General features: G+C 70.7%; 17 protein-coding genes. 4 read left to right on the top strand and 13 right to left on the bottom strand.

Annotated features, from left to right (window positions below; all coding sequences use genetic code 11):
• The first annotated feature begins 5 nt into the window (after positions 1-5).
• Positions 6-566, top strand: coding sequence for a GNAT family N-acetyltransferase (locus ABZX90_RS17600; protein WP_355205806.1), 561 nt, complete (start codon positions 6-8; stop codon positions 564-566).
• Here ABZX90_RS17600 and ligA read toward each other — a convergent pair.
• On the bottom strand, positions 554-2,638 hold the full coding sequence (ligA, locus tag ABZX90_RS17595; protein WP_355205803.1) for an NAD-dependent DNA ligase LigA: 2,085 nt from the start codon (positions 2,636-2,638) through the stop codon (positions 554-556). The two genes, ABZX90_RS17600 and ligA, sit on opposite strands and share 13 nt — an antisense overlap.
• 385 nt (positions 2,639-3,023) lie before the next feature.
• Between ligA and ABZX90_RS17590 the strand changes: the two genes are divergently transcribed.
• Positions 3,024-3,998: a helix-turn-helix domain-containing protein gene (locus tag ABZX90_RS17590; protein ID WP_351120954.1), complete on the top strand. Its 975-nt coding sequence runs from the start codon at positions 3,024-3,026 to the stop codon at positions 3,996-3,998.
• A gap of 27 nt (positions 3,999-4,025) precedes the next feature.
• Here the strand turns inward: ABZX90_RS17590 and ABZX90_RS17585 are convergent, their stop codons facing one another.
• From ABZX90_RS17585 to ABZX90_RS17545, 9 genes are all read right to left on the bottom strand, one after another.
• The gene (locus ABZX90_RS17585) at positions 4,026-4,448 is read right to left on the bottom strand and encodes a metalloregulator ArsR/SmtB family transcription factor (protein WP_351120956.1); all 423 of its coding nucleotides are present in this window, start codon (positions 4,446-4,448) and stop codon (positions 4,026-4,028) included.
• 200 nt (positions 4,449-4,648) lie between these two features.
• Positions 4,649-5,023 carry a hypothetical protein gene (locus ABZX90_RS17580; RefSeq protein ID WP_351120958.1) on the bottom strand — a complete coding sequence of 125 codons (375 nt, stop codon included), beginning with the start codon at positions 5,021-5,023 and terminating at the stop codon, positions 4,649-4,651.
• Between the two features lie 277 nt (positions 5,024-5,300).
• A complete protein-coding gene (locus ABZX90_RS17575; RefSeq protein ID WP_355205798.1) occupies positions 5,301-7,286 on the bottom strand; it encodes an acetoacetate--CoA ligase in 1,986 nt (661 codons plus the stop codon).
• 29 nt (positions 7,287-7,315) lie between these two features.
• A complete protein-coding gene (locus ABZX90_RS17570) occupies positions 7,316-7,894 on the bottom strand; it encodes an alpha/beta fold hydrolase (RefSeq protein ID WP_351120962.1) in 579 nt (192 codons plus the stop codon).
• Positions 7,891-9,177, bottom strand: coding sequence for an MFS transporter (locus ABZX90_RS17565; RefSeq protein WP_351120964.1), 1,287 nt, complete (start codon positions 9,175-9,177; stop codon positions 7,891-7,893). Before ABZX90_RS17565 ends, ABZX90_RS17570 begins: the two co-directional genes overlap by 4 nt.
• 100 nt (positions 9,178-9,277) lie before the next feature.
• Entirely contained in the window at positions 9,278-10,186 is a 909-nt protein-coding gene (locus ABZX90_RS17560; RefSeq protein WP_351120965.1) for a TauD/TfdA family dioxygenase, read from the bottom strand.
• Between the two features lie 48 nt (positions 10,187-10,234).
• Positions 10,235-11,209, bottom strand: coding sequence for a quinone oxidoreductase (locus ABZX90_RS17555; protein WP_355205793.1), 975 nt, complete (start codon positions 11,207-11,209; stop codon positions 10,235-10,237).
• 426 nt (positions 11,210-11,635) lie between these two features.
• Complete coding sequence (locus ABZX90_RS17550) at positions 11,636-12,688, bottom strand: 3-keto-5-aminohexanoate cleavage protein (RefSeq protein ID WP_351120969.1); 1,053 nt, start codon at positions 12,686-12,688, stop codon at positions 11,636-11,638.
• A gap of 355 nt (positions 12,689-13,043) precedes the next feature.
• The gene (locus tag ABZX90_RS17545) at positions 13,044-14,045 is read right to left on the bottom strand and encodes an AraC family transcriptional regulator (protein WP_355205790.1); all 1,002 of its coding nucleotides are present in this window, start codon (positions 14,043-14,045) and stop codon (positions 13,044-13,046) included.
• A gap of 158 nt (positions 14,046-14,203) precedes the next feature.
• On the opposite strand from ABZX90_RS17545, the gene ABZX90_RS17540 reads away from it, so the two are divergent.
• Positions 14,204-15,277, top strand: a complete 1,074-nt coding sequence (locus tag ABZX90_RS17540) for a TauD/TfdA family dioxygenase (protein ID WP_351120973.1) — start codon at positions 14,204-14,206, stop codon at positions 15,275-15,277.
• Positions 15,274-16,767 carry a long-chain fatty acid--CoA ligase gene (locus ABZX90_RS17535; protein ID WP_351120975.1) on the top strand — a complete coding sequence of 498 codons (1,494 nt, stop codon included), beginning with the start codon at positions 15,274-15,276 and terminating at the stop codon, positions 16,765-16,767. The genes ABZX90_RS17540 and ABZX90_RS17535 overlap by 4 nt, the downstream gene beginning before the upstream one ends.
• Positions 16,768-16,931: 164 nt before the next feature.
• On the opposite strand, the gene ABZX90_RS17530 is transcribed toward ABZX90_RS17535, so the two are convergent.
• The 3 genes from ABZX90_RS17530 to ABZX90_RS17520 form a co-directional block, all read right to left on the bottom strand.
• A complete protein-coding gene (locus tag ABZX90_RS17530) occupies positions 16,932-18,542 on the bottom strand; it encodes a cation acetate symporter (RefSeq protein WP_355205786.1) in 1,611 nt (536 codons plus the stop codon).
• Positions 18,539-18,982, bottom strand: coding sequence for a DUF485 domain-containing protein (locus tag ABZX90_RS17525; protein WP_355205783.1), 444 nt, complete (start codon positions 18,980-18,982; stop codon positions 18,539-18,541). The genes ABZX90_RS17530 and ABZX90_RS17525 overlap by 4 nt, the downstream gene beginning before the upstream one ends.
• A gap of 365 nt (positions 18,983-19,347) precedes the next feature.
• A complete protein-coding gene (locus tag ABZX90_RS17520; protein ID WP_355205780.1) occupies positions 19,348-19,995 on the bottom strand; it encodes a hypothetical protein in 648 nt (215 codons plus the stop codon).
• Positions 19,996-20,083 lie beyond the last annotated feature (88 nt).

Raw genomic sequence — 20,083 nt, 5'->3', positions numbered from 1 at the left:
CCGCCGTGAACGACACCACACAGGGCGTACGGATCAGGCCGGGCGGACCGGCCGACGCAGCGGCCATTCTGGACATGCTCGACGCCGCGGTGGTCTGGATGAACGACCGCGGCAACACCGAGCAGTGGGGCACGACCCCGTATTCACAGACGTCGGGCGGGGTGGAGCGGGTCCATCGGTACACGACCGAGTACGCGCCCTACATCGCGGAGTCGGACGGAACACCCGTCGGAGCCATGGTGCTGGACTCCGGGCCCAGCACCCACATGCCGATCCAGTCGGCCGGGGAACCCGAGCGATACGTCCGGCTCCTGGTGTCCGACCGGCGGTACGCCGGTCGGGGCATCGGCGCGGACCTGCTGGTCCATGCCGCCGAGGAGACCCGGCGGGCCGGCATCGACCTGCTGAGAGTCGACTGCTGGGCGGGCGGCGGGGGCGAACTGGTCGCGTACTACGAGCGCAACGGATTCACACCGACCGACCCGTTCCTGTCCGGGACGTGGCCGGGCCAGGTGCTGGCCCGGCGGGTCGGCCGGCCGCGCGGGCCGAGCGATCAGGCGAGGTAGTCGGCGACCAGCGTGGTGAACTCCTCCGGCGCGGCGAGTCTGATCCCGAGGGTTTCCGCCTTGGCGCGCTTGGATCCCGCGCCCTCCCCGGCGACGACCAGGGTGGTCTTCTTCGACACGCTGGAGGAGGAACGCCCGCCGGCGCGTTCGATGAGCTCGTTCATCTGGTTGCGGCTGAGCTGCTCCAGGGCCCCGGTCATCGCACCGGTCACCACCACCGTCATCCCGGCCAGCGGCCCACCCGCCGTCTCGTCGCCCTCCGCGTCCGGGTCGGCCTCACCGGCCGGGGCGGGCGGTGTGGCGCCGGGCTCGGTCATGTTGACGCCGGCGGCGGCGAGTTTGTCGATGAGCGGGGCGAGTTCGGCCAGCTCGGCGACGATCGACGGGGCCTTCTCCGTGCCGATGCCCTCGACCAGCTGCAATGTTTCGGCATCCGCCGCGCGCACGAGCTCCATGGTGGCGAAGTACCGTGCGATGCGCCGGGACATGGAGCGGCCGGTGCCGCGGACGCCGAGCGCGCACAGCACCCGCGACAGCGGCTGGCCCTTGGCCGCCTCGATCGCCGCGAGGAGGTTGTCGGTGCTGGTCTCGCCCATGCGCTCCAGGGCGAGGAGCTGGTCGCGGGTGAGCGTGAAGACGTCGGCGAGATCGGCGACCAGGCCGGCCTCGACGAGCTGGACGACCCGCGTATGGCCGAGGCCCTCGATGTCGAGCTGGTCGCGGCCGGCGGCGTACGAGAGCGCGGCGACCAGATGGCAGTTGCGGCCCTGCTCGCAGCGCCAGCGCTGCTCACTGGTGTCGATGGCGGATCCGCAGTTCGGGCACGCCTCGGGGAACACGATGGGCTGTTCCTCGCCGGTGCGCAGATGGGCGACGGGCGCTTCGACGCGGGGGATGACGTCACCGGCGCGGTGGACCATCACATGGTCGCCCAGCCGCAGATCGCGACGTGTGATGTCCGCCGGGTTGTGGAGGGTGGCGTACGTGATGGTCGAGCCGTCGATCTCGACCGGCTCCAGCACGGCGCGCGGGGCGATGATGCCGGTACGGCCCACATTCCACTCCACCGCCAGCAGCCGGGTGATCTTCTCGACGGCCGGGAGCTTGTAGGCGATCGCCCAGCGTGGCGCGCGTGAACCGGACCCGGCGGCCCGCTGGTCGGCGGCCAGGTCGGCCTTGATGACGATCCCGTCGATCCCGAACGGCAACTCGGCGCGCAGTGCCCCGATCTCCTGGACGCGGGCCAGCACCTGCTCGGCGGACGCCGCCGTGATGCCGGGTACGGCGGTGCCGGCTGTGGTGTTCACGTCCAACTCGGCGGCCCGCGCCATGAGATCGCTGTGCGCGAGCTCGCCCAGGTCGGCGGCCGCGTCGGCCTCGGTGCCGGGCAGGGGCAGAAGGCCGTAGCCGAAGAAGGTCATCGGAACGGTGTAGGCACGGTCCTTGGCGCGCAGAGTGCCCGCCGCTGCGTTGCGCGGGTTCGCGAACGGCTGCCCGCCGTGCGCGGTGCGCACCTCGTTTGCGTGCTCGAACTGGGCCGTCGTCATGAGGACTTCGCCGCGCACCTCCACCGTGAGAGGCTCGGTGAGCTCCGCGGGAAGGCCCTCGATGGTCCCGATCGCGTGCGAGACGTCCTCACCGGCCGTCCCGTCCCCGCGGGTGACGAGCTGCGTCAGCCGGCCCTGGCTGTAGCGCGCGGCGATGGCCAGGCCGTCGAGCTTCGGCTCGACGCTGAAGTGCTCCACCTCGTGGCCGATCCGCCGGGCCAGCGACACCGTCCAGGCGGTGAACTCCTCGGGCGAGAACACATTGTCCAGACTCAGCATCGCCACCGTGTGGGGGACGTCCCCCTCGACGGCGCCGCCTGCGACCTTCCCGGTCGGCGAGTCCGGCAGCACCTGATCGGGATGGTCGGCCTCCCATGCGGCGATGCCGCGCACGAGCCGGTCGTAGGCGTCGTCGTCCAGCACGGACGTGCCGCCCTCGTAATAGGCGGCGGAAGCCTTCAACGCGTCCTCGACCGCCTGCGCGTAGGCGACGGCATCCACGATCACTGCAACTGGTGTTGTCATACCCCTCATCCTGCCTCCCACCACTGACAACGCCCTCCCGCAGCGTGGCGGGACCCCCGCCCGGAAGCGGACGGACGTGGCGTACGCCGGACGGGTCGCGGGCGCGACGCTCGACGTCTCCTGCGACGACGGCCGCCACTGGCGTCCGGTCCGTGCGGACCGTACGGCCACGGGCCACCGGACCGCCCGATTCGACGCCCCGTACAGCGGATTCGTGTCTCTTGAGGCACGTACTTGGGACGATGCGGGCAACCGCGTCACGCAGGAGGTGACACGGGCCCCACGGCTTGAAGTAGACCTTGGCTCATCCGTGAGATCGGGCGGCCCCCGGGCTGTCACAGCCCCGGGCCCGCCCGTCGTCACCTGCGACTTCAAGGAGTGGCCCATGCTCGCCGCGCTCGGTCTCGGTCCGGCCGAGGAGGAGATCTACCGCCTCCCCGTGGCTCGTGGACGGGCCACCGTCCAGGAACTGGCCGCCGACGGTGGCCGCCCCGAGTCCGAGGTGCGTGAGGTCCTCACCGCTCTGGCCGGGCGCGGCATCGTCGTCACCCAGGCGATCGACGGCGCGGTCCCCCACTTCGTGGCAGCGCCCCCTGCGGTGGCGCTCGGCGGTGAACTGCGCAGGCGCCGCGACGAGTTGAGTGCGGCGGAGCACGCGGTGCTCGCCCTCGTGGAACAGCACCGCAGGGGTGGCGAGGGCGACGCGGTGGAGGTGATCAGGGACATCGACGCGGTGCGGCACCGGTTCAGACAGCTCCAGGAGTCCGCCCGGGACGAGGTGCGGTTTGATGATGGTGCCCGAGCTCTTCGTCGTCCCGCGCAGTGCCAACGCCGCGGAGCGGGCCGGAGTCCGCCGTGGCGTGCTCGACCGGACGATCCTGCACCGGGAGGCCTGACCGAGCCCGGAATGGTGGCCCAGGTCCTCGCCGACCTGGCGGCCGGACAGCGGATCGGGATCGCCGACGCCGTTCCGGTCAAACTCATCATCGCGGACCGTGAACTGGCGATGCTTCCCCTGTTCCGAGGCGGCAACACCGCGGCGGCCTCGGTGCTGGTGCACAACGGAGGGCTGCTGGAGGCGCTGGTCGCCTACTTCGAGCTGGCCTGGGAGCAGGCCTGTCCGTTGTCGCCCCGTGCGACGGGCGACGGCCTCGTCGAGGAACGCCCTGACGCCATAGACGAGTTCGACGCCCGGATGCTCGGCCTTGTCCTCGCGGGACTCACCGACCAGGCGGTCGGTGCCCGCCTCGGCGTCTCCCGCCGCACCGTGCAGCGGCGCATCGGTGAACTCATGGCCCGGGCAGGCGCGGAGAGCCGCATCCAGCTCGGCCGGCACGCAGCGCGCAAGGGCTGGGCCTGACGGGTCGCCTCGGGGTCACGCCGGGCGTCAGTGCCCCCGGACGGCGGGCGAGGAGCGCGCGGACCGGGTGACGACGAGGTCCGGTTCGCGCGGACCGGGCGGCAGGCCCGTGCCGAGGTCGGCCTGGCGCAGTTCGGCCAGCAACTCGGTCTGGCCGGAGAGCAGTTCGGTGAGAATGCGACGGGCGGCCCGCAGGAGTTCGGCGACATCGCCGCCGGCCAGCGCGTAACTGACGGTCGACCCCTCGCGGATGGACACCACGATTCCCGAGCGGCGCAGTACGGCCAGTTGCTGCGAGAGGTTGGAGGGTTCGATCTCGATCTCGCTGAGCAGGTCGCGCACCGAGACGGGACCGCTCTGCAGCAGTTCCAGGACCCGGATGCGCACAGGGTGTCCGAGCATGCGGAAGAACTCGGCCTTGGCCTGGTAGAGGGGGACCTGCCTGGTCAAATCGTTCGCTCCCTGCCGCCTGGGACGGGCTGTTTCTCCGGCTGGTGCGGTGACTGTCTGCGCGCCGCCGCGAGCGGTCCGTCGGGACCGATCCTCGCCGCTCCACCTCCGCACGCCCACGGGATTGACTTGATCTGGATGTACCTAAATGAAGAAGTCTTCAAGTCGTGGGCGTGCGGAAGGGCGGAGAAGGTGGCTGCCTATACCTCTAGCTCGGCCTCGATGCGGGCCAGCTGATGACGGGCCATGGCCAGGTTGGACGTCGCCTTGTTGAGCACGAGGTACAGGAACAGCCCGTTGCCGTCACGGCTCTTGAGCGGCCGGAGGAGGTGGTACTGGTCCGCGAGTGTGATCAGTACGTCTTCGATCTTGCTCTTGAGGCCGAGGTGCTCCATGGTCCGCACCTTGGCCCGGATCACGTCCGTGTTGCCCGCCGCGGCGACCGACAGGTTGAGTTCCTTGCTGCCCCCCAGCGTGCCCAGTGCCATGCCGCTCGTGTAATCGACGAGAGCGGCGCCCATCGCACCCTCGATGGATGTCATCGTCTCCTTGAGGGAGATCTCCACATTTGCCATACCGATGTCTCCTCCTGGTCACCGCGCGGGCGGAGGACTTCCGGCCCGGTCAGTGACCAGGACCCTACGGACCGTCCGCGGCAGGCAGCCGAGTTGTTTCGGGACTGGCGGAAGGAGCATCGAAATGCACGTCGGCACAGAATCTATTGATCACTGTTGTGCGTCCGGTGACCATGGATGCCGGAGATGGACGGGTGGACGGGTGGGTGGATCGGCGGGTGGACCGACGGTCCGGTGGCCGTGAGGCCGGCGGGAGCGGCTCACCCGTCGGCCGCAGTCACGAAGGCGCCGTGATTTTGGCGTAGTCCGCGAACCAGGCCAGCATCTCGGGGTGCGTGATCGATCCCTCGCTGCTGACGTCGGAGCTGCGCGCGCCCTGGAGGATGCGCTTGACCGGGACTTCGAGTCTCTTGCCGGTGAGGGTGCGCGGGACCGCGGGGACCGGCACGATGACGTCGGGCACATGGCGCGGGGACAGCCGGCTCCTGATGGCCGTGACGATCCGCCGGCGCAGGCCGTCGTCGAGCGCGGTGCCCTCGGCGGGCACGACGAACAGTGGCATGAAGTAGCCGCCGTCGGGCTGTTCCACGCCGATGACGAGGCTGTCGGCGATCTCGGGGAGCTGGTCGACGACGGCGTAGATGTCGGCGGAGCCCATGCGGACGCCCGAGCGGTTCAGGGTGGAGTCGGAGCGGCCCGCCACGACGACCGACAGATCGGTGTCGATCGTGACCCAGTCGCCGTGCCGCCAGATTCCGGGATAGGTGTCGAAGTAACTGGCCCGGTAGCGGGCGCCGTCGGGGTCGCCGACGAAGCGGAGCGGCATGGACGGCAGCGGTGCGGTCACCACCAACTCGCCCTGTTCACCCACCAGGGGACGCCCTTGGGGGTCCCAGGAGGCAAGGGCGACACCGAGCGAGGGGGCTTGGATACGGCCCACGCGGACGGGGAGCAGCGGGGTGCTTCCGGCGAGGACCGAGCAGACGTCCGTGCCACCGCAGATGGACTGGAGCCGCACGCCGGGCGTCAGCCGGTCGTGGACCCAGCGCCAGGTGCTGGGCGGCAGGGTCGACCCGGTCTGCAGGACGGTCCGCAGTTTGCCGAGTCCGAACATGTCCGCGGGACGCGAGTCCGCCTTCTCCCCGGCGGTGAGATACGCGGCACCCAGGCCGACCACGGTCGCGCCGGTCCACTCGGCGATCCGCCAGGCGCCGTCGATGTCGGGAAAGGTCGGGCTGCCGTCGTACAGGATGACGGTGCTGCCGTGCAGCAGCCCGCCGACCAGGAAGTTCCACACCATCCAGCTGGTGGACGTGAGGAAGAGATAGCGGTCGTCGGCGCGCAGATCGACGCCCAGTCCGAGTGCCTTGAGCAGCTCGACCACGATGCCGCCGTGCCCCTGGACGATTCCCTTCGGTATCCCCGTGGTCCCCGACGACCACAGGATCCACAACGGGTGGTCGAAGGGGACGTCCGCGAACTCCAGCGGCTCGTCGGCAGCCGGCAGCGCCGACCAGGTGTGCTGTTCGACGTCGGGCCGCCCCGACCACGGCTCGTTCGGGGCCGTGAAGAGGCTGTCGACGGCGAGGATGTGGCGGACGGTGGGCAGGCCGTCCGCGAGCTCGGCGACCTCCGGGCGCTTGTCGTAGGTCTTGCCGCCGTGGCGGTATCCGTCCGCGGCCACCAGGACGGTCGGCTGTGCCTGGCGGAGCCGGGCGAGCACGCTGGGCGTGCCGAAGTCGGGGGAGCAGCCCGTCCACACGGCGCCGACGGCGGCCGTGGCCAGCAGTGCCACCACGGTCTGGCGGAGGTTGGGGAGGTATCCGGCCACGCAGTCGCCGGGCTCCACGCCCATGCGGCGCAGGGCCGCCGCGACATCCGTGACCTGCCGGCGCAGCTCGTGCCAGGAGACGTCCTCGGGAGTGCCGCCCTCGGTCAGGCAGACGAGCGCGGGGCGGGCGTCCGTGGCCTGGGCGAAGCAGCGTTCGGCGAAGTTCAGCCGGGCACCGGGGAACCAGTCGGCTCCCGGCATCGACGCCTCGCCGAGCACCTTGTCGTAGTCGGTGACCGCGTCCAGCCCGTAGAACTCCCACACCGCCGACCAGAATCCAGCGAGGTCGGTGGAGCTCCACCGCCACAGCTCGGCGTAGTCGGAGAAGTGGAGTCCCCGTACTTCGCTCACCCAGTCCATGAAGCACGCGACGTTGGAGTCCTCCAACTCACGGCGACCGGGGGACCACAGCAGGTCGGTGTCGGTGTTCATCGGTTGCCTTTCTGGGCTGGACGCGGCGTTCAGCCGGTTTCTACTTCGCGGAGCAGTTCTTCCGCGCGCGGCCACGGGCCGTATCCGGACGCGGGGTTGAGATGGCCGACCTCGCCGAGGTCCACCGGACGGCCGCCCCAGTCGCGGGCCAGTTCAGTGACCCGCTCGACTGTGCCGAGGGGGTCGTTCGAGCTGACCGCGACGACGCTGGGGAAGGGCAGCGGCGTCCGCGGCACCGGTGTCCAGCCGTTCTCGCCGAGCACCTCGGGCCTCGGATAGCCCTCGGGCAGCGGAGTGTCGAAGTCCGGCGGTGTCACGAGCAGCGCTCCGCGCACCTGTGCCGTGCTTCCCTGGGCCCAGTGGACCGTGGTGATCACACCGGCGCTGTGCGCGACGAGGACGACGGGCCCCTCGATCTCCGACACCACCTTGTCGAGTGCCGCCACGCGGGCCTCGCGGCTCAGGGCGTCCTCGGTGAGCGGCGGGACCGTGCGGACGGTGCGCCCGGCCTCGGTCAGTTGGTCCGCCAGCAGGGTCTGCCAGTGCTCCGCGACATGATCGCGCAGTCCGGGGACGATCACGATCACCGGATCGGTGGTGGCGCTCATGCGGACACCACCGCGTCCTCCGGCTCCGCCGCCGGGACGGGGCTGCTCGTCAGGCGGCTCAGATCACGCTCGTAGAAGTGGCGGCCGATCAGGAAGGCGACGGTGGCGGCGACCGCCGTGAGCGGGATGACCCGAAGGGCGCCGAGCAGTCCCATGTGGTCGGCGAGAGCGCCGGTCACGGCGGGCCCGGGAGCCAGCCCGAGCAGGCTGTTGGCGAGCGTCAGGGTGGCGAAGGCCGTCGCGGATATGGACGCGGGGGTCAGGTTGGCCACCATGGCGGTCGCGGGACCGGCCGTGCCGGCCGACAGCAGGGCTCCGGCCGCCAGCGCCGCGAGCTGGAGGGGGCCTGTCGGCAGCTGGAACGCGATCATGAGCAGGACGAGGGAGCCGATGCTGCACGCGATGGCGACCGCCCATTTGCGGATGGGGAATGCCCGGCATATGCGGTCCGAGACGATGCCGCCGCCGATCATGCCGATGCCGATGACGAGGACGAAGATCCCGGCGGTCGCGCCCGCCTTGGCGGTGGGCATGTCGTAGTAGCGGTTGAAGTAGCTGGGCAGCCAGGCCATGAGGGAGGCGGCGATGAAGAGCTGGAGACCACTGCCGATGTACGCGCTGATCACCGAGACGGAGGAGAACAGCCGGGGCAGCAGCACGCGCAGCCGGCCGCGTGGTCCGGGATCGGCCTCGGTGCCGGTGGAACCGGCCTCCGGCGTGAGCTTCTTCTCCGTGACGACGAAGCCGTAGACCGCGGCCAGGACCAGACCGAAGATGCCCATGACGCCGAACGCCCAGCGCCAGCCGAGGTGTTGGGCGACGGCGCCGCCGATCGATATGCCCAGGACCGATCCGAAGGCGCCGCCCGCGATGAAGGCACCGGAGAGGGTGGCGCGCAGGCCGATCGGGAAGATGCTCAGGACGACGGCGATGCCGACGCTTCCGTACGCCGCCTCACCGATGCCGACGAAGAGCCGGCCGACGAACATCTGGTCGTAGCTCGCGGACACCGCGCAGCCGAGGGTCGCCACGCTCCACATCGTCGCGGCGAGCAGCAGGCTCTTGACCCGGCCCCAGCGGTCGGCCATCAGCGACATCGGGAAGGTGAGCAGGCCGACCATGAGGGCGACGACACCGCTGAGCGAGCCGAGCTTGGCGTCCGTGAGCAGCCACTCGCTCTTGAGCATGGGGAAGACGGCGTTGAGGACCTGCCGGGACATGTAGTCGGACAGCAGCAGGCCGAAACTGAGGGCGAAGACCACCCAGGCATAACGTCGGGTCACAGGCCATCCGGACGAGGCGGTCGTGTCCGTCTCGCGAATGGACCCAGCAGTGGTGTGCAACTCCATTGTCATCACCTCACGCGCTGTTGGAGGAAGGGGTCTAGAAGGGTCTGTCGCCGACGATTCCGGCGCGCTCCATCCGGCGGACGGCGGGCCAGTAATCCTGTACGGCGTAGTGCTGGGTGGAGCGGTTGTCCCAGATGGCGACACTGTTCGGGGTCCAGCGCCAGCGCACCTGGTACTCCGGGATCGCGGCCTGGCCGATCAGGTAGTTGAGCAGGAGGCTCGCGCCGGGGGCGAAGTCCTGCCCGAACCGGATGTTCTCGGGCGTGTGGTAGTTCACGAAGTGCGTCGTGAACGCGTTGACGAAGAGGATCTCCTCGCCGGTCTCCGGGTGGACGCGCACCACGGGGTGCTCCGCGTCCGGGTGCTGCGCCTTGAGGGCGTGCCGCTTCTCCTGCGGCATGACCGCGCCGAACGTGGCCTCGATGCTGTGCCGGGCCCGCAGTCCCCGGATGGTGGTCCGGATGTTCTCCGGCAGTCGGCGGTAGGCCTCGGCCATGTTGACCCAGATCGTGTCGCCGCCGACCGGGGGGCCCTCGATACACCGCAGTACGGCGCCCATGGACGGGTTCTCACGCCATGTGCCGTCGGTGTGCAGGGCGTTCTCGTAGTGCTCCGCCGGGCTGTCCAGATCCTTGTAGATCCGCACCAGGCCGGGGTGGTCGGGGTCGCTGCCGGCCACCGGGTGGTCCTCCAGCGCGCCGAACCGCTCGGCGAAGGCGACGTGTTCGGCACGCGTCATGTCCTGGTCCCGCAGGAACAGCACCTTGTACTGGAGCAGCAGCGCCCTGATCTCGTCGAACAGGTCGTCGTCGCGTGAGGCGTCGCCGAGGTTCACGCCGGAGAGTTCCGCGCCGATGCTGCAGGTCAGCGGTTCGACCCTGATCGAGCCGCGGGTGTGGGCGCGCACCGGCGCGCCCTCGGGGGGAGCGAGCGTGTGTTCCATGGTGCTTCCTCCTGGAGAGAGTGGAGTTGACCGCGGGGAGGGGTTGGCTCAGAGGACGAAGACGGACGATCCGGTGGTCTGCCCCGCCTCCAGTTCGCGGTGCGCCAGGACGGCGTCCTCGAGCGCGTACCGCTGGTTGACCTCGATGGTGATGCGGCCGGAGGTGACGTGGTCGAAGAGTTCGCCCGCGAGTTCCGCGCGTTCCGCGGGGTCCGCGATGTAGTCGGCGAGTGCCGGCCGGGTGACGAACAGGGAGCCCTGTACGGCGAGTTGCATGGCGTCGATGGGCGGGACGGGGCCGGAGGCGGTGCCGAAGCAGACCAGCAGGCCGCGGCGTCGCAGCGAGGCGAGCGAGGCGGCGTAGGTGGTCTTGCCGATGCTGTCGAAGGCCACCGGGACCCCGGCACCGTCGGTGAGTTCGCGTACCCGCTCGGCCACGTTCTCGGACCGGTAGTGGATGACGTGGTCGCAGCCGTGCGCGCGGGCCAGTTCGGCCTTCTCCTCGGTGGAGACGGTGCCGATGACGTTCAGACCGAGCAGCTTGGCCCACTGGCAGACGATGAGGCCGACGCCGCCCGCCGCCGCTGTCAGCAGGATCGTGTCACCCGCCTTGAGAGGGTGGATCCTGCGGAGCAGGTACGCGGAGGTCAGACCGCGCATGGTCATCGCCGCGGCGGTCTCGAAGGCGATGCCGTCCGGCAGCTTGATCAGCGAGTCGACGGGCATGACCCGCTCGGTGCTGTAGGCGCCGAGCGGACTGCCGGTGTACGTGACCCGGTCGCCCTCGGTGAACTGGGTGACACCCTCGCCCACCGCCTCGACCACGCCCGCGGCCTCGACGCCCAGCCCGGCGGGCAGCCGCGCGGGGTAGAGCCCGCTGCGGAAGTAGGTGTCGGCGAAATTGAGTCCGACGGCGTGGTGTCGGATCCGGACCTCGCCGGGACCGGGGTCGCCGACGACGACCTCCTCCCAGCGCAGTACCTCGGGACCGCCGGTCTCGTCGAATCGGATGGCGTGAGCCACAGGAGTGCTCCGTTGTTGGTGTCAGGTGAATGAGAAGGGGTGGGGTGGGGAGGGGCCGCCGGAGCCGGGGGGTCTGGCCCCGGCGGCCGCGTGGCGTGACGAGTCGAGCGGCGCCACGGTGGCCCCGGCCGCGTCCGGCCCGTCGCGCGGTGGCCGAGGGCCGGTGGTGCGGGGACGCGCGCGACGGTCGGTCTGGCCGGCACGGGCCCGTGCCACGGTCACCGTTCGATCGGGTGACCGGCGCATGGACCTGTGCTGCGGCCGGGGTGGCTGAGGGACGGTGGTCCTTGCCTGGCCGGGTGGGCGAGGACGGTGGTCCTTGCCCTGGCCCGGCGGGCCGCGATGCTGGGCCGTGCGGCAGCCGGGCGGACCGCACCGGCGGTCTCTGCCCGGCCGACGGCCCGGCGCGGCGGGTCCGCCGTGGGGTCAGGCGTCGCGCAGCATGAAGCCGCGGCGGCCGGGACGGCGGTTCGGCACCATTCCGAGCTGGGCCAGCGTCTCGTCGGCGTTCGCGTAGGTCTCGCCGAGCTTGTAGATCTTCCTGGCCTCGGCGCCGGTCGCGATGTCACGGCCGAGCGCCTCGGAGATCTGCACCATCTGCTCGACCTGCTCGACGCTGGACATGCGCTCGCCCTTGCGCCGCCACAGGTTGTCCTCGTTGCCCACCCGGACGTGCACGCCGAGCGCGATGCCGATCGCGTTCATGGGCGCCACGGCGCGCATGGAGCTCTCGATGGTCAGGACGGCACCGTCAGGGGCGCGACGGACGAACTCGATGAGGTCGGCCGGGTGGCGGCCGGCGAAGCCGCCGCCGATCGCCACGTAGTTGAGGATCAGCGGGCCCGTGTGGATACCGGCCCGGATGAGTCGCTCCACGGTTTCGAGCTGGGCCAGCGTGGCGAGCTGGAAGTGCGGCTGGATGCCGCTGGCGGCCAGACGCTTGAGGTGCTCCAGGTAGAAGTCCGGACCGGCCTCCAGGTACATGTCCCGGTACGCCTTGTAGTAGTCCGGCTTGGCGATCGAGGTGCCTTCCAGATCGTCGTCGGTCATGATCTCGACGATGTTCATCTGGCTGGTGTTGATCGCGATGGTGACCTGGTCGGGCTTCGGGTCCAGGTCGGCGAGCATGTGGCGGCTGTCGAAGTCGAGCCACCTGGCGTCCGCGCCCTCGCCCTCCGGGGCGAACGAGATGGACCCACCGATCTGCAGGACCATGTCCGGCACGGCCTCGCGCAGGCGCCCGATCAGTTCGTTGAACATGGAGAGCCGCTTGGAGCCCTTGCCGTCGAGCTCCCGCACGTGGATGTGCAGCACGGTGGCGCCGGCGTTGTAGCAGTCGACGGCCGCCTGTACGTGCTCGTCCATCGTCAGGGGAAGGTCGTCGGCGTCACCGGGAAGCCATTCCGGACCGTAGGGTGCGGCCTGGATGACGAGCTTTTCCTGGTTCTCGGGGAACAGTGAGTCGTCGTGGAAGTGCACGGTCCGTCTCCTTCGTCGGATCGGTGATCACTCGCCGGGGGCATCGCCGCGAACTGCGCGGGCCCGGGATGTCCGGCGGGGATCGATGCGGGTCACCGGTGGCAGCGGGCGCGAGGTGGCCCGCTGAGGTCGGCCGTTCCGGAGGGAGTGCCGGGGGAGTGGCACGGCTCCCTCCGGTGGCCGACCGCGTCTTCTGTGCGGTGGTGCAAAGGTAGGGCCGAGCTCATGGGCGTGCTTGCCGCCAGGGGACAGATGATTTGTCATTTGGGGACATCTGCGATGCGGTGCACCGTGAGGACGCTGGACGGCCCGTGCGGCCGTCCACCCCGTCGCGGCAGTCCCGGTCGGGGAGTCGCTACGGGGCCTGGCTGCCGCGCCACGCCCTCGGGCTGCATCCGAACTGTTCGCGGAACCAACGGGAGAACCCGCTCAGCGACGAGAACCCCAGCAGGTCGGAGATCTCCGTCAGGGAGCGCCGCGGGTTCGCGACGAACTGCTCCGCGAGGTGGCGGCGGGTGGCGTTGAGGAGCGAGGAGAACGTCTCGTCCGAGGCGGCCAGATGGCGGTGGACGGTGCGCCGGTCGACGCCCAGGCTGCGCGCGACCTGTTCGATCGAGCAGCGGCCGGTCGGCAGCAGTACCTCGATCAGCTCACGTACCCGGTCCGCGGCGGTGGTGTCCTTGGGGACGGCGATCGCGTCGAAGTACTGGCGGGCGTACTCGCGCAGCAGCGGGTCGGCCATGGCGTTCGGCGCGTCGAGGTCGTCGGCGTAGAACACGATGCCGTCGATCTCGCGCTCGAACTCCACGATGGGCCCGAACGTGCGCCAGTGCTGCGTGGAGTCCGCCGGCGCGGAATGGCGGAACCACACGGAGAGCGGCTGCCAGCCGGTGTGCAGGAAATCGCTCAGGATGCGGTGGTACGCCGCGACGGCCAGCTCCGTCGCCTGCCGGGACTCGACCACCTCGCCCAGCCGCAGATCCACCTTCAGCGTGGCCAGCCCGTCCCCCTCGGACAGCCGGGTGTGCAGCACCTCGTTGTACATGTACTGGTGGCGGATCAGCAGCTCCAGCGCGCTGCGTACGTCGGGCTCCTCGCGGACGACCAGACTGATGGGGCCGAGATTGGAGAAGCGCCGGAACTCCGCCAGCCGCACCCCGAAGTCCTCGTGACCGGACTCGGCCGCCGACAGTTCCAGCACCTCGACGGCCGCCGTGCCGGAGATCCACCGGTCCTGGACGGTGAGCGCGGCCGTGTCCAGACCCACCCGCTTCAGGAGCGCCTGCGGATCGATACCCAGGGAGCGGCACAGCTCGACGTAGCCGCTCAGGGCGGCGGTGCGGACCAGAGGTCTCATGGGCAACGCTCCAGGGATGTCCCGAAAAGCCAAGTCTCCTGTCCCGCCATGACAAGCGCGGCGGTGGTCGAGGAATCTAGCATGACGCCGTTCACCGGCCGGGCCCGCTCAGGGGACCACTCGCCGGCAGGTGAACACGCGACGGATCGGAGGCGAAGATGACCGGAACGACGGACGCGGACCAGGCGCGGCCCACGCCCCGCTCGGGCCCCTCGGTGTGGAAGGGCCGGGACCTGCGGCACCCCGAGGAGTGGCAGCTACGGCTCTCGGCGCCCCGGCTCGCCGAGATCGACACCGCCCTGCACGAGGTACGCAGACGGGGTCTCACCCTGCTGCGGCTGACAGCCGCCGACTTCCCGCTCCCCACTCTCGCCGGAGAGCTGGCCCGCCTCGCCGGGGTCCTCGAACACGGACGGGGGTTCGCGATCGTCCGGGGCATCCCCGTCGAGCGGCTCGGCGAGACGGCCGCGAGCACCGTTTTCTGGGGCCTCGGCCGGCACCTGGGGCATCCGGTCCCGCAGAACGCCGACGGACTCGTCCTCGGCCATGTCCGGGACACCGGGCGCAGCATGAGCGACCCCGCCACCCGCGGCTACCAGACGCGGGCGGCCCTGCCGTTCCACACCGACGGTGCCGATCTCCTCGCTCTGCTGCCGCTGCGGACGCCCCGCACCGGCGGACGCATCTCCCTGGTCAGCTCGGCCGCCGTCCACAACGCCGTGCTCGACCTGCGCCCCGATCTCGCCGAGCGCCTGTACCGCACGTACTGCTTCGACCGCCGAGACGAACACGCCCCCGAGGAGCCGCCCTATACGGCCGCCCCGCTGATTTCCCGCCACGACGGCCCCGACGGCGCACCGAGCATGCGGTACAACCGGTGCTATCTGGAATCCGCCCAACGCTTCCCGGAGGTACCCCGCCTGGAGCCGGCGGACCGGGAACTCTTCGATCTCATCGACTCCGTCGCTGCCTCCCCGGAGTACCGGCTCGACCTCGACCTCCGGGTCGGTGACCTGCTTCTTGTCAACACGCACCAGGTGATGCATGCCCGATCGGCGTTCGAGGACCATGAATCGCCGGAGCGCAAACGCCACTTGCTGCGCCTGTGGCTGGCCTTCCCCCAGGGACCCGGTAGCCAGGGCCCACCGCACTGGGTCACTCTTCGCGATGTGATCAGACCGCGCAGCACCGCCTCGCCCGGCGGGACGAACTCTAGGAGATACCCGGCATGACCAACCTCGTCACCCTCCTGGCCGCCTCCGCCGCGGCCCACGGCGACCGTGTCGCCGTCCGCCACGACGACAGCACGCTCACCTACGCCGAGCTGGACGACGCCAGCGCCCGGGTCGCCGCGCTCCTGCGGGACCGCGGCCTCGCGCCGGGCGACCGTGTCGCGCTGACCATGCCCAACGTCCCGCTGTTCCCGGTCCTCTACTACGGCATCCTGCGGGCCGGCGGAGTCGTCGTTCCGATGAATCCCCTGCTCAAGGCCCGCGAGGTCGCTTTCGCCCTGCGCGACTGCGGGGCCCGTATCGCCGTGGTGTTCCCGCTGTTCGCCGACGAGGTGACGAAGGCCGCCGCCGAGACCGGCACCGACTGCCTGGTGACCGAGCCCGAGGCCTTCGACGCCCTGCTGCGCGGCCAGGAACCCTTGACCGACACCCCCGACCGGACCGATGACGATCCCGCCCTGATCCTCTACACCTCGGGAACCACCGGAACGCCGAAGGGAGCCGAACTCACCCACCGGAACCTGACCACCAACACCCTCACCACGGCCGAGACCCTCCTTCAGGTCGGACCGGACGACGTTCTCTTCGGCGGCCTGCCGCTCTTCCACGCCTTCGGCCAGACCTGCGCGCTCAACACGGCCGTCGCCGCCGGCGCCACGCTGACCCTGCTGCCGCGGTTCGACCCGCAGCGCGCCCTGGAGATCATGGCCAGGGACGAGGTCACCGTGTTCCTGGGCGTGCCGACGATGTACGCGGCGCTGCTCCACGCCGAGCTTCCCGACGGCTTCGACACCGCCCGGCTGCGCCTGGCCGTCTCGGGCGGGGCCGCGCTCCCGGTCGAGGTGCTGCACGGCTTCGAGCGGCGCTTCGGCGCTCCCGTGCTGGAGGGATACGGACTCTCCGAGACGTCACCGGTCACCGCGTTCAACCACCCGGACCGCCCGCGCAAGGCGGGGTCGATCGGAGTGCCCATCCGCGGGGTCGAGATGCGGCTGGTCGGCGAGGACGGCGGCGTGGTCGCGCCCGGCGAGATCGGCGAGATCGCCATCCGCGGCGAGAACATCATGACCGGCTACTGGAACCGCCCCGAGGCCACCGCGGAGGCCATCCGCGACGGGTGGTTCCACAGCGGCGACCTGGCCCGCGTCGACGAGGACGGCTTCTACTTCATCGTCGACCGCAAGAAGGACATGATCATCCGCGGCGGCTACAACGTCTACCCGCGTGAGGTCGAAGAGGTGCTGTACGAGCACCCCGCCGTCGCCGAAGCCGCCGTCGTGGGCGTTCCGCACCCCCTGCACGGCGAGGAGATCGCGGCGGTGGTCACGCTGCGCCCCGGCGCGGAGGTCACGACCGAGGAGATCGTCGCCCATGTCAAGGAGCGGGTCGCGGCGTACAAGTACCCCCGCATCGTCACGATCGCGACCGAACTGCCCAAGGGGCCCACGGGCAAGATCCTCAAGCGCGAGATCGTGATCAGCACGCCGTGAACCGCTGAGGGGCGGGTCCGGTCTCCCCGCGGCGACGACTGCGGAGAGACCGGACCCGGACCCGGTCGATCAGGACGACGCCGTGCGCCCGGTTCGGGTTGGTCGTCGCCCGAAGCTCTCCCGAGTGACGGTGGCGGGAAGCCCCTGCCCCGTCACCGCTCGCGTCACCGCTCCCGCGGTCGCGGCCCCGCGAGGATCAGGCTTTCGACACCCTCGTACAGTCCCCGTTCCCGGTCCGCCGCGCGGCGTCCGGACAGCAGGCTGCCGAGCCAGCCGAAGGCGAAGCCCAGCGGGATGGACACCAGCCCCGTGGTGGTGAACGGGAACCAGTTGAAGTCGGCGGAGGGAAAGGCGGACGTGGGGGAGCCGGACACCAGCCTGGTGCCCGGCATCAGGATCAGGACGCTGAGAGTGCCGCCGATGAGCGTACTCATCAGACCGGCGCGCGTGTAGCGGCGCCAGAAGAGGCTGTAGACCAGAGCGGGGGCGATCGCCGAGGCGCCCACGCAGAAGGACAGCGTGGCGAGCGGCTGCAGACTGCGGTGCTGGACGAGGACCGCGAGGGCGATCACGGGGGCGCCGACGACCAGGGCCGAGCCACGCGCGAAGGCCGTCTCGCGCTGCGGCGACATGGCGGAGTCGCGGCCCGCGAAGACGTCGTGGGCCAGCGAGTTGGCGCAGGCCAGCGTCATTCCGGCGACCGAGGCGAGCAGCGTGAGGAAGATCGCCGTGGTGACCGTGGTGAACACGAGGGTCTCCGCCCGCGACGCCACCGGGCCGAACGCGGCTCGTGACCCCAGCAGGTAGGCCGTGTGCCCGCGAGGGTCGGCCTTGGCGATGTTGCCCCGGCCGATCATCGCCGTCGCGCCGATGCCGACGACGCCCGCCACCATCATGAACAACGCCACCGAGGACACCGCCCAGGACATCGAACGCCGCACCTGGCGGGCGCTGTTCGCGGTGAACATACGCATCGTCACGTGCGGCAGGCAGGCACCGCCCAGCACGATGGCGAACTGTGTACTGATCATGTCGAGCCGGGGGTGCGGGCCCCCGGCGAACTGAAGCCCGCCGTGCAGGAACCGGTCCGGTGCGCCACTGCGCTTGGCGGCCGCGGTGAACAGGGCCCCGGGGTCCCAGTGGAACCGGCTCAAGATGAGTACGGCGACGACGATTCCGGAGCCGAGGAGCACCACCATCTTCAGGAGCTGGATCAACGCGGTGCCCCGCATGCCGCCGATGGCCGCGTAGGTGATCATCAGGGCGCCGACCCCGACGATGCAGCCGGTCTTCATGGAGTCGTCGGAGAAGCCGAGGATGAAGGCCAGCAGCTGCCCGGTGCTGGCGAGTTGGACCAGCATCATCGGCACGAGCGCGGCGATGGTCACGCCGCACGCCGTGATCCGTACGGCGCGTCCGGGCATCCTGCGGGCCAGCACGTCACCCATCGTGAACTTGCCCGTGTTCCGCAGGGGTTCGGCCAGGAGGAACATCAGCACCAGCAGGGAGAGCAGGGTGCTGAGAGCCAGCACGACACCGTCGAAGCCGCACAGGGCGATCACGCCGCCGATGGTCAGCACGGTCGCGGCGGAGATGTAGTCCCCCGCGATGGCGAGTCCGTTGCGCAGCGGAGAGAGCGAGCGGTAGCCGGTGTAGAACTCGGCGAGATCGTCACTGTCGGGGCCGGTCAGCACACACAGCAGCAGCGTCACCGTGACGGCGACGGAGAAGGCGACGAGGGACCAGGACTGGGAGGAGCCGCCGAAGGCGTTCACCGCTCCCGCTCCCGCTCGCCGCCGGTCCAGGGGGTGCTCCGGTTCACGCGGCGGGCGAGCGGGTCGACGTAGCGGCGGGCGGTGCGCTCGTAGAGCAGAACGGCGAGCCAGGTGGCGGGGATCTGGGAGAGAGCGAGCACCAGGCCCGTCGACAGGCCTCCGGCGACGGGACGCTCCATGAAACCGGGGCAACCGGCGGAGAGGCCGAGGAAGAGAGTGAAGCAGCCGAGCACGGTGAACGTCGTCACACGCCGCTGTCGGCGGTAGGCGCGGCGCAGGATGCGCAGATCGCGATGGTGTCCGGTGTGTCCGTTCCAGGCGCGGGGTAAGGCCCCGCCGCGTAACGGTTCCCCGGTGGGGTCCGGGGCGTGGTGGGTGAAGGAGTCGTGCTGTCCGGGGAGCGGTCGCGCGGGGTGCGGAGCGGAGCTGTCGTACGACATGCCGGTCTCCTGGTGGGGTGCGGGCCCGGCGTACATGGACCGCGGGACGGTGGGGGCGGCTCGGGTCCTCGCACGCTATTCGGCCCTTCGGTCGATGCGAAGGTGTTTCCCTCAAGTACCTGGTCGGACCGCGTCCATGCCCCTGACCTCGCCTGTTGTCGGAGAAAGCGCAGGGGCGCACGCGCTCGGAGTGAGGGGTGGGGCACGGGTGTTCGAGACGTCCGTCCGCGGGGAATCGCCGACGGTTCCACCGCGCGGCGGACCGCCGAGGGTGTACGCGACCGGTGACGGGGCGTCGGAGAGCGGGTTCGGCGCAGTCCCCTCGCACGGGTCCCGCAGGGGGCGGCTGTCACGCCCGTGCGGGGTCAGGAGAAGTCGCCCAGTTCGTTCAGCGGTGTCCCGTGCGCCCAGCGTCGCAGACACGAACCGTCGATCAGGCGCACACCACCCTGCCGCCGTGCCCACTGGACGTCACGCCGGCTGAAGGCCCCGCGGTGCACCACGAGTCGAAGCGGGGGGCCGGAGCCGCCCGTACGTCCCGAGCGCGAGGGTGCGTCCTCGTCGGGCAGCGGTTCGGCCACGGGCCGGAAGGCAACCACCAGACGATGCCCGCGACCGTCCCGTGCGCGGAGGCGTACGCGTACGCCGTCCTCCGTTCTCCGTGGGGGGAGCACGCGCCAGCCGTCCCGGCGCAGCATCCGGGACACAGCCAGGGCCAGCCCCTGTGTGTCCAGTTCCGCGAGTTCCTCGGCGGTGTAGAAGCCGAGGCGCCGACGGGCCAGCGGACGGTGACGCCGCACCGCGGCCGGGGCGGCGACGGCCAGCAGAACCAGCGCGCCGAGGGGTACACCGATGCCGGCCACTCGGTAGCCGATGGCGAGTCCGGCGACGACGCCGCACAGGGTGACGACGACCATGGCGAGGGCGGGCAGCACCTCACGAAGTGCGGGCCCGTAGTGCCCTTCCGCGCGCAGCCGGCGGATGGCCCGCTGCCGTTGCGCGCGTCCTGACAAGCGTTTTCCGGGCGTTCGCCCCCTCCGCGTCACTCGGGCCAGCTCCCCCCAACCCTCGCGCACCTCGGCGTGTGCGGGTAGGAGCTAC

Source organism: Streptomyces sp. NPDC002935, assembly GCF_040611295.1.
In the GTDB taxonomy this organism is placed as follows: Bacteria; Actinomycetota; Actinomycetes; order Streptomycetales; family Streptomycetaceae; genus Streptomyces.
The sequence above is the reverse complement of the archived record's forward strand: the minus strand, read 5'-3'. Positions and strand labels throughout refer to the sequence as shown.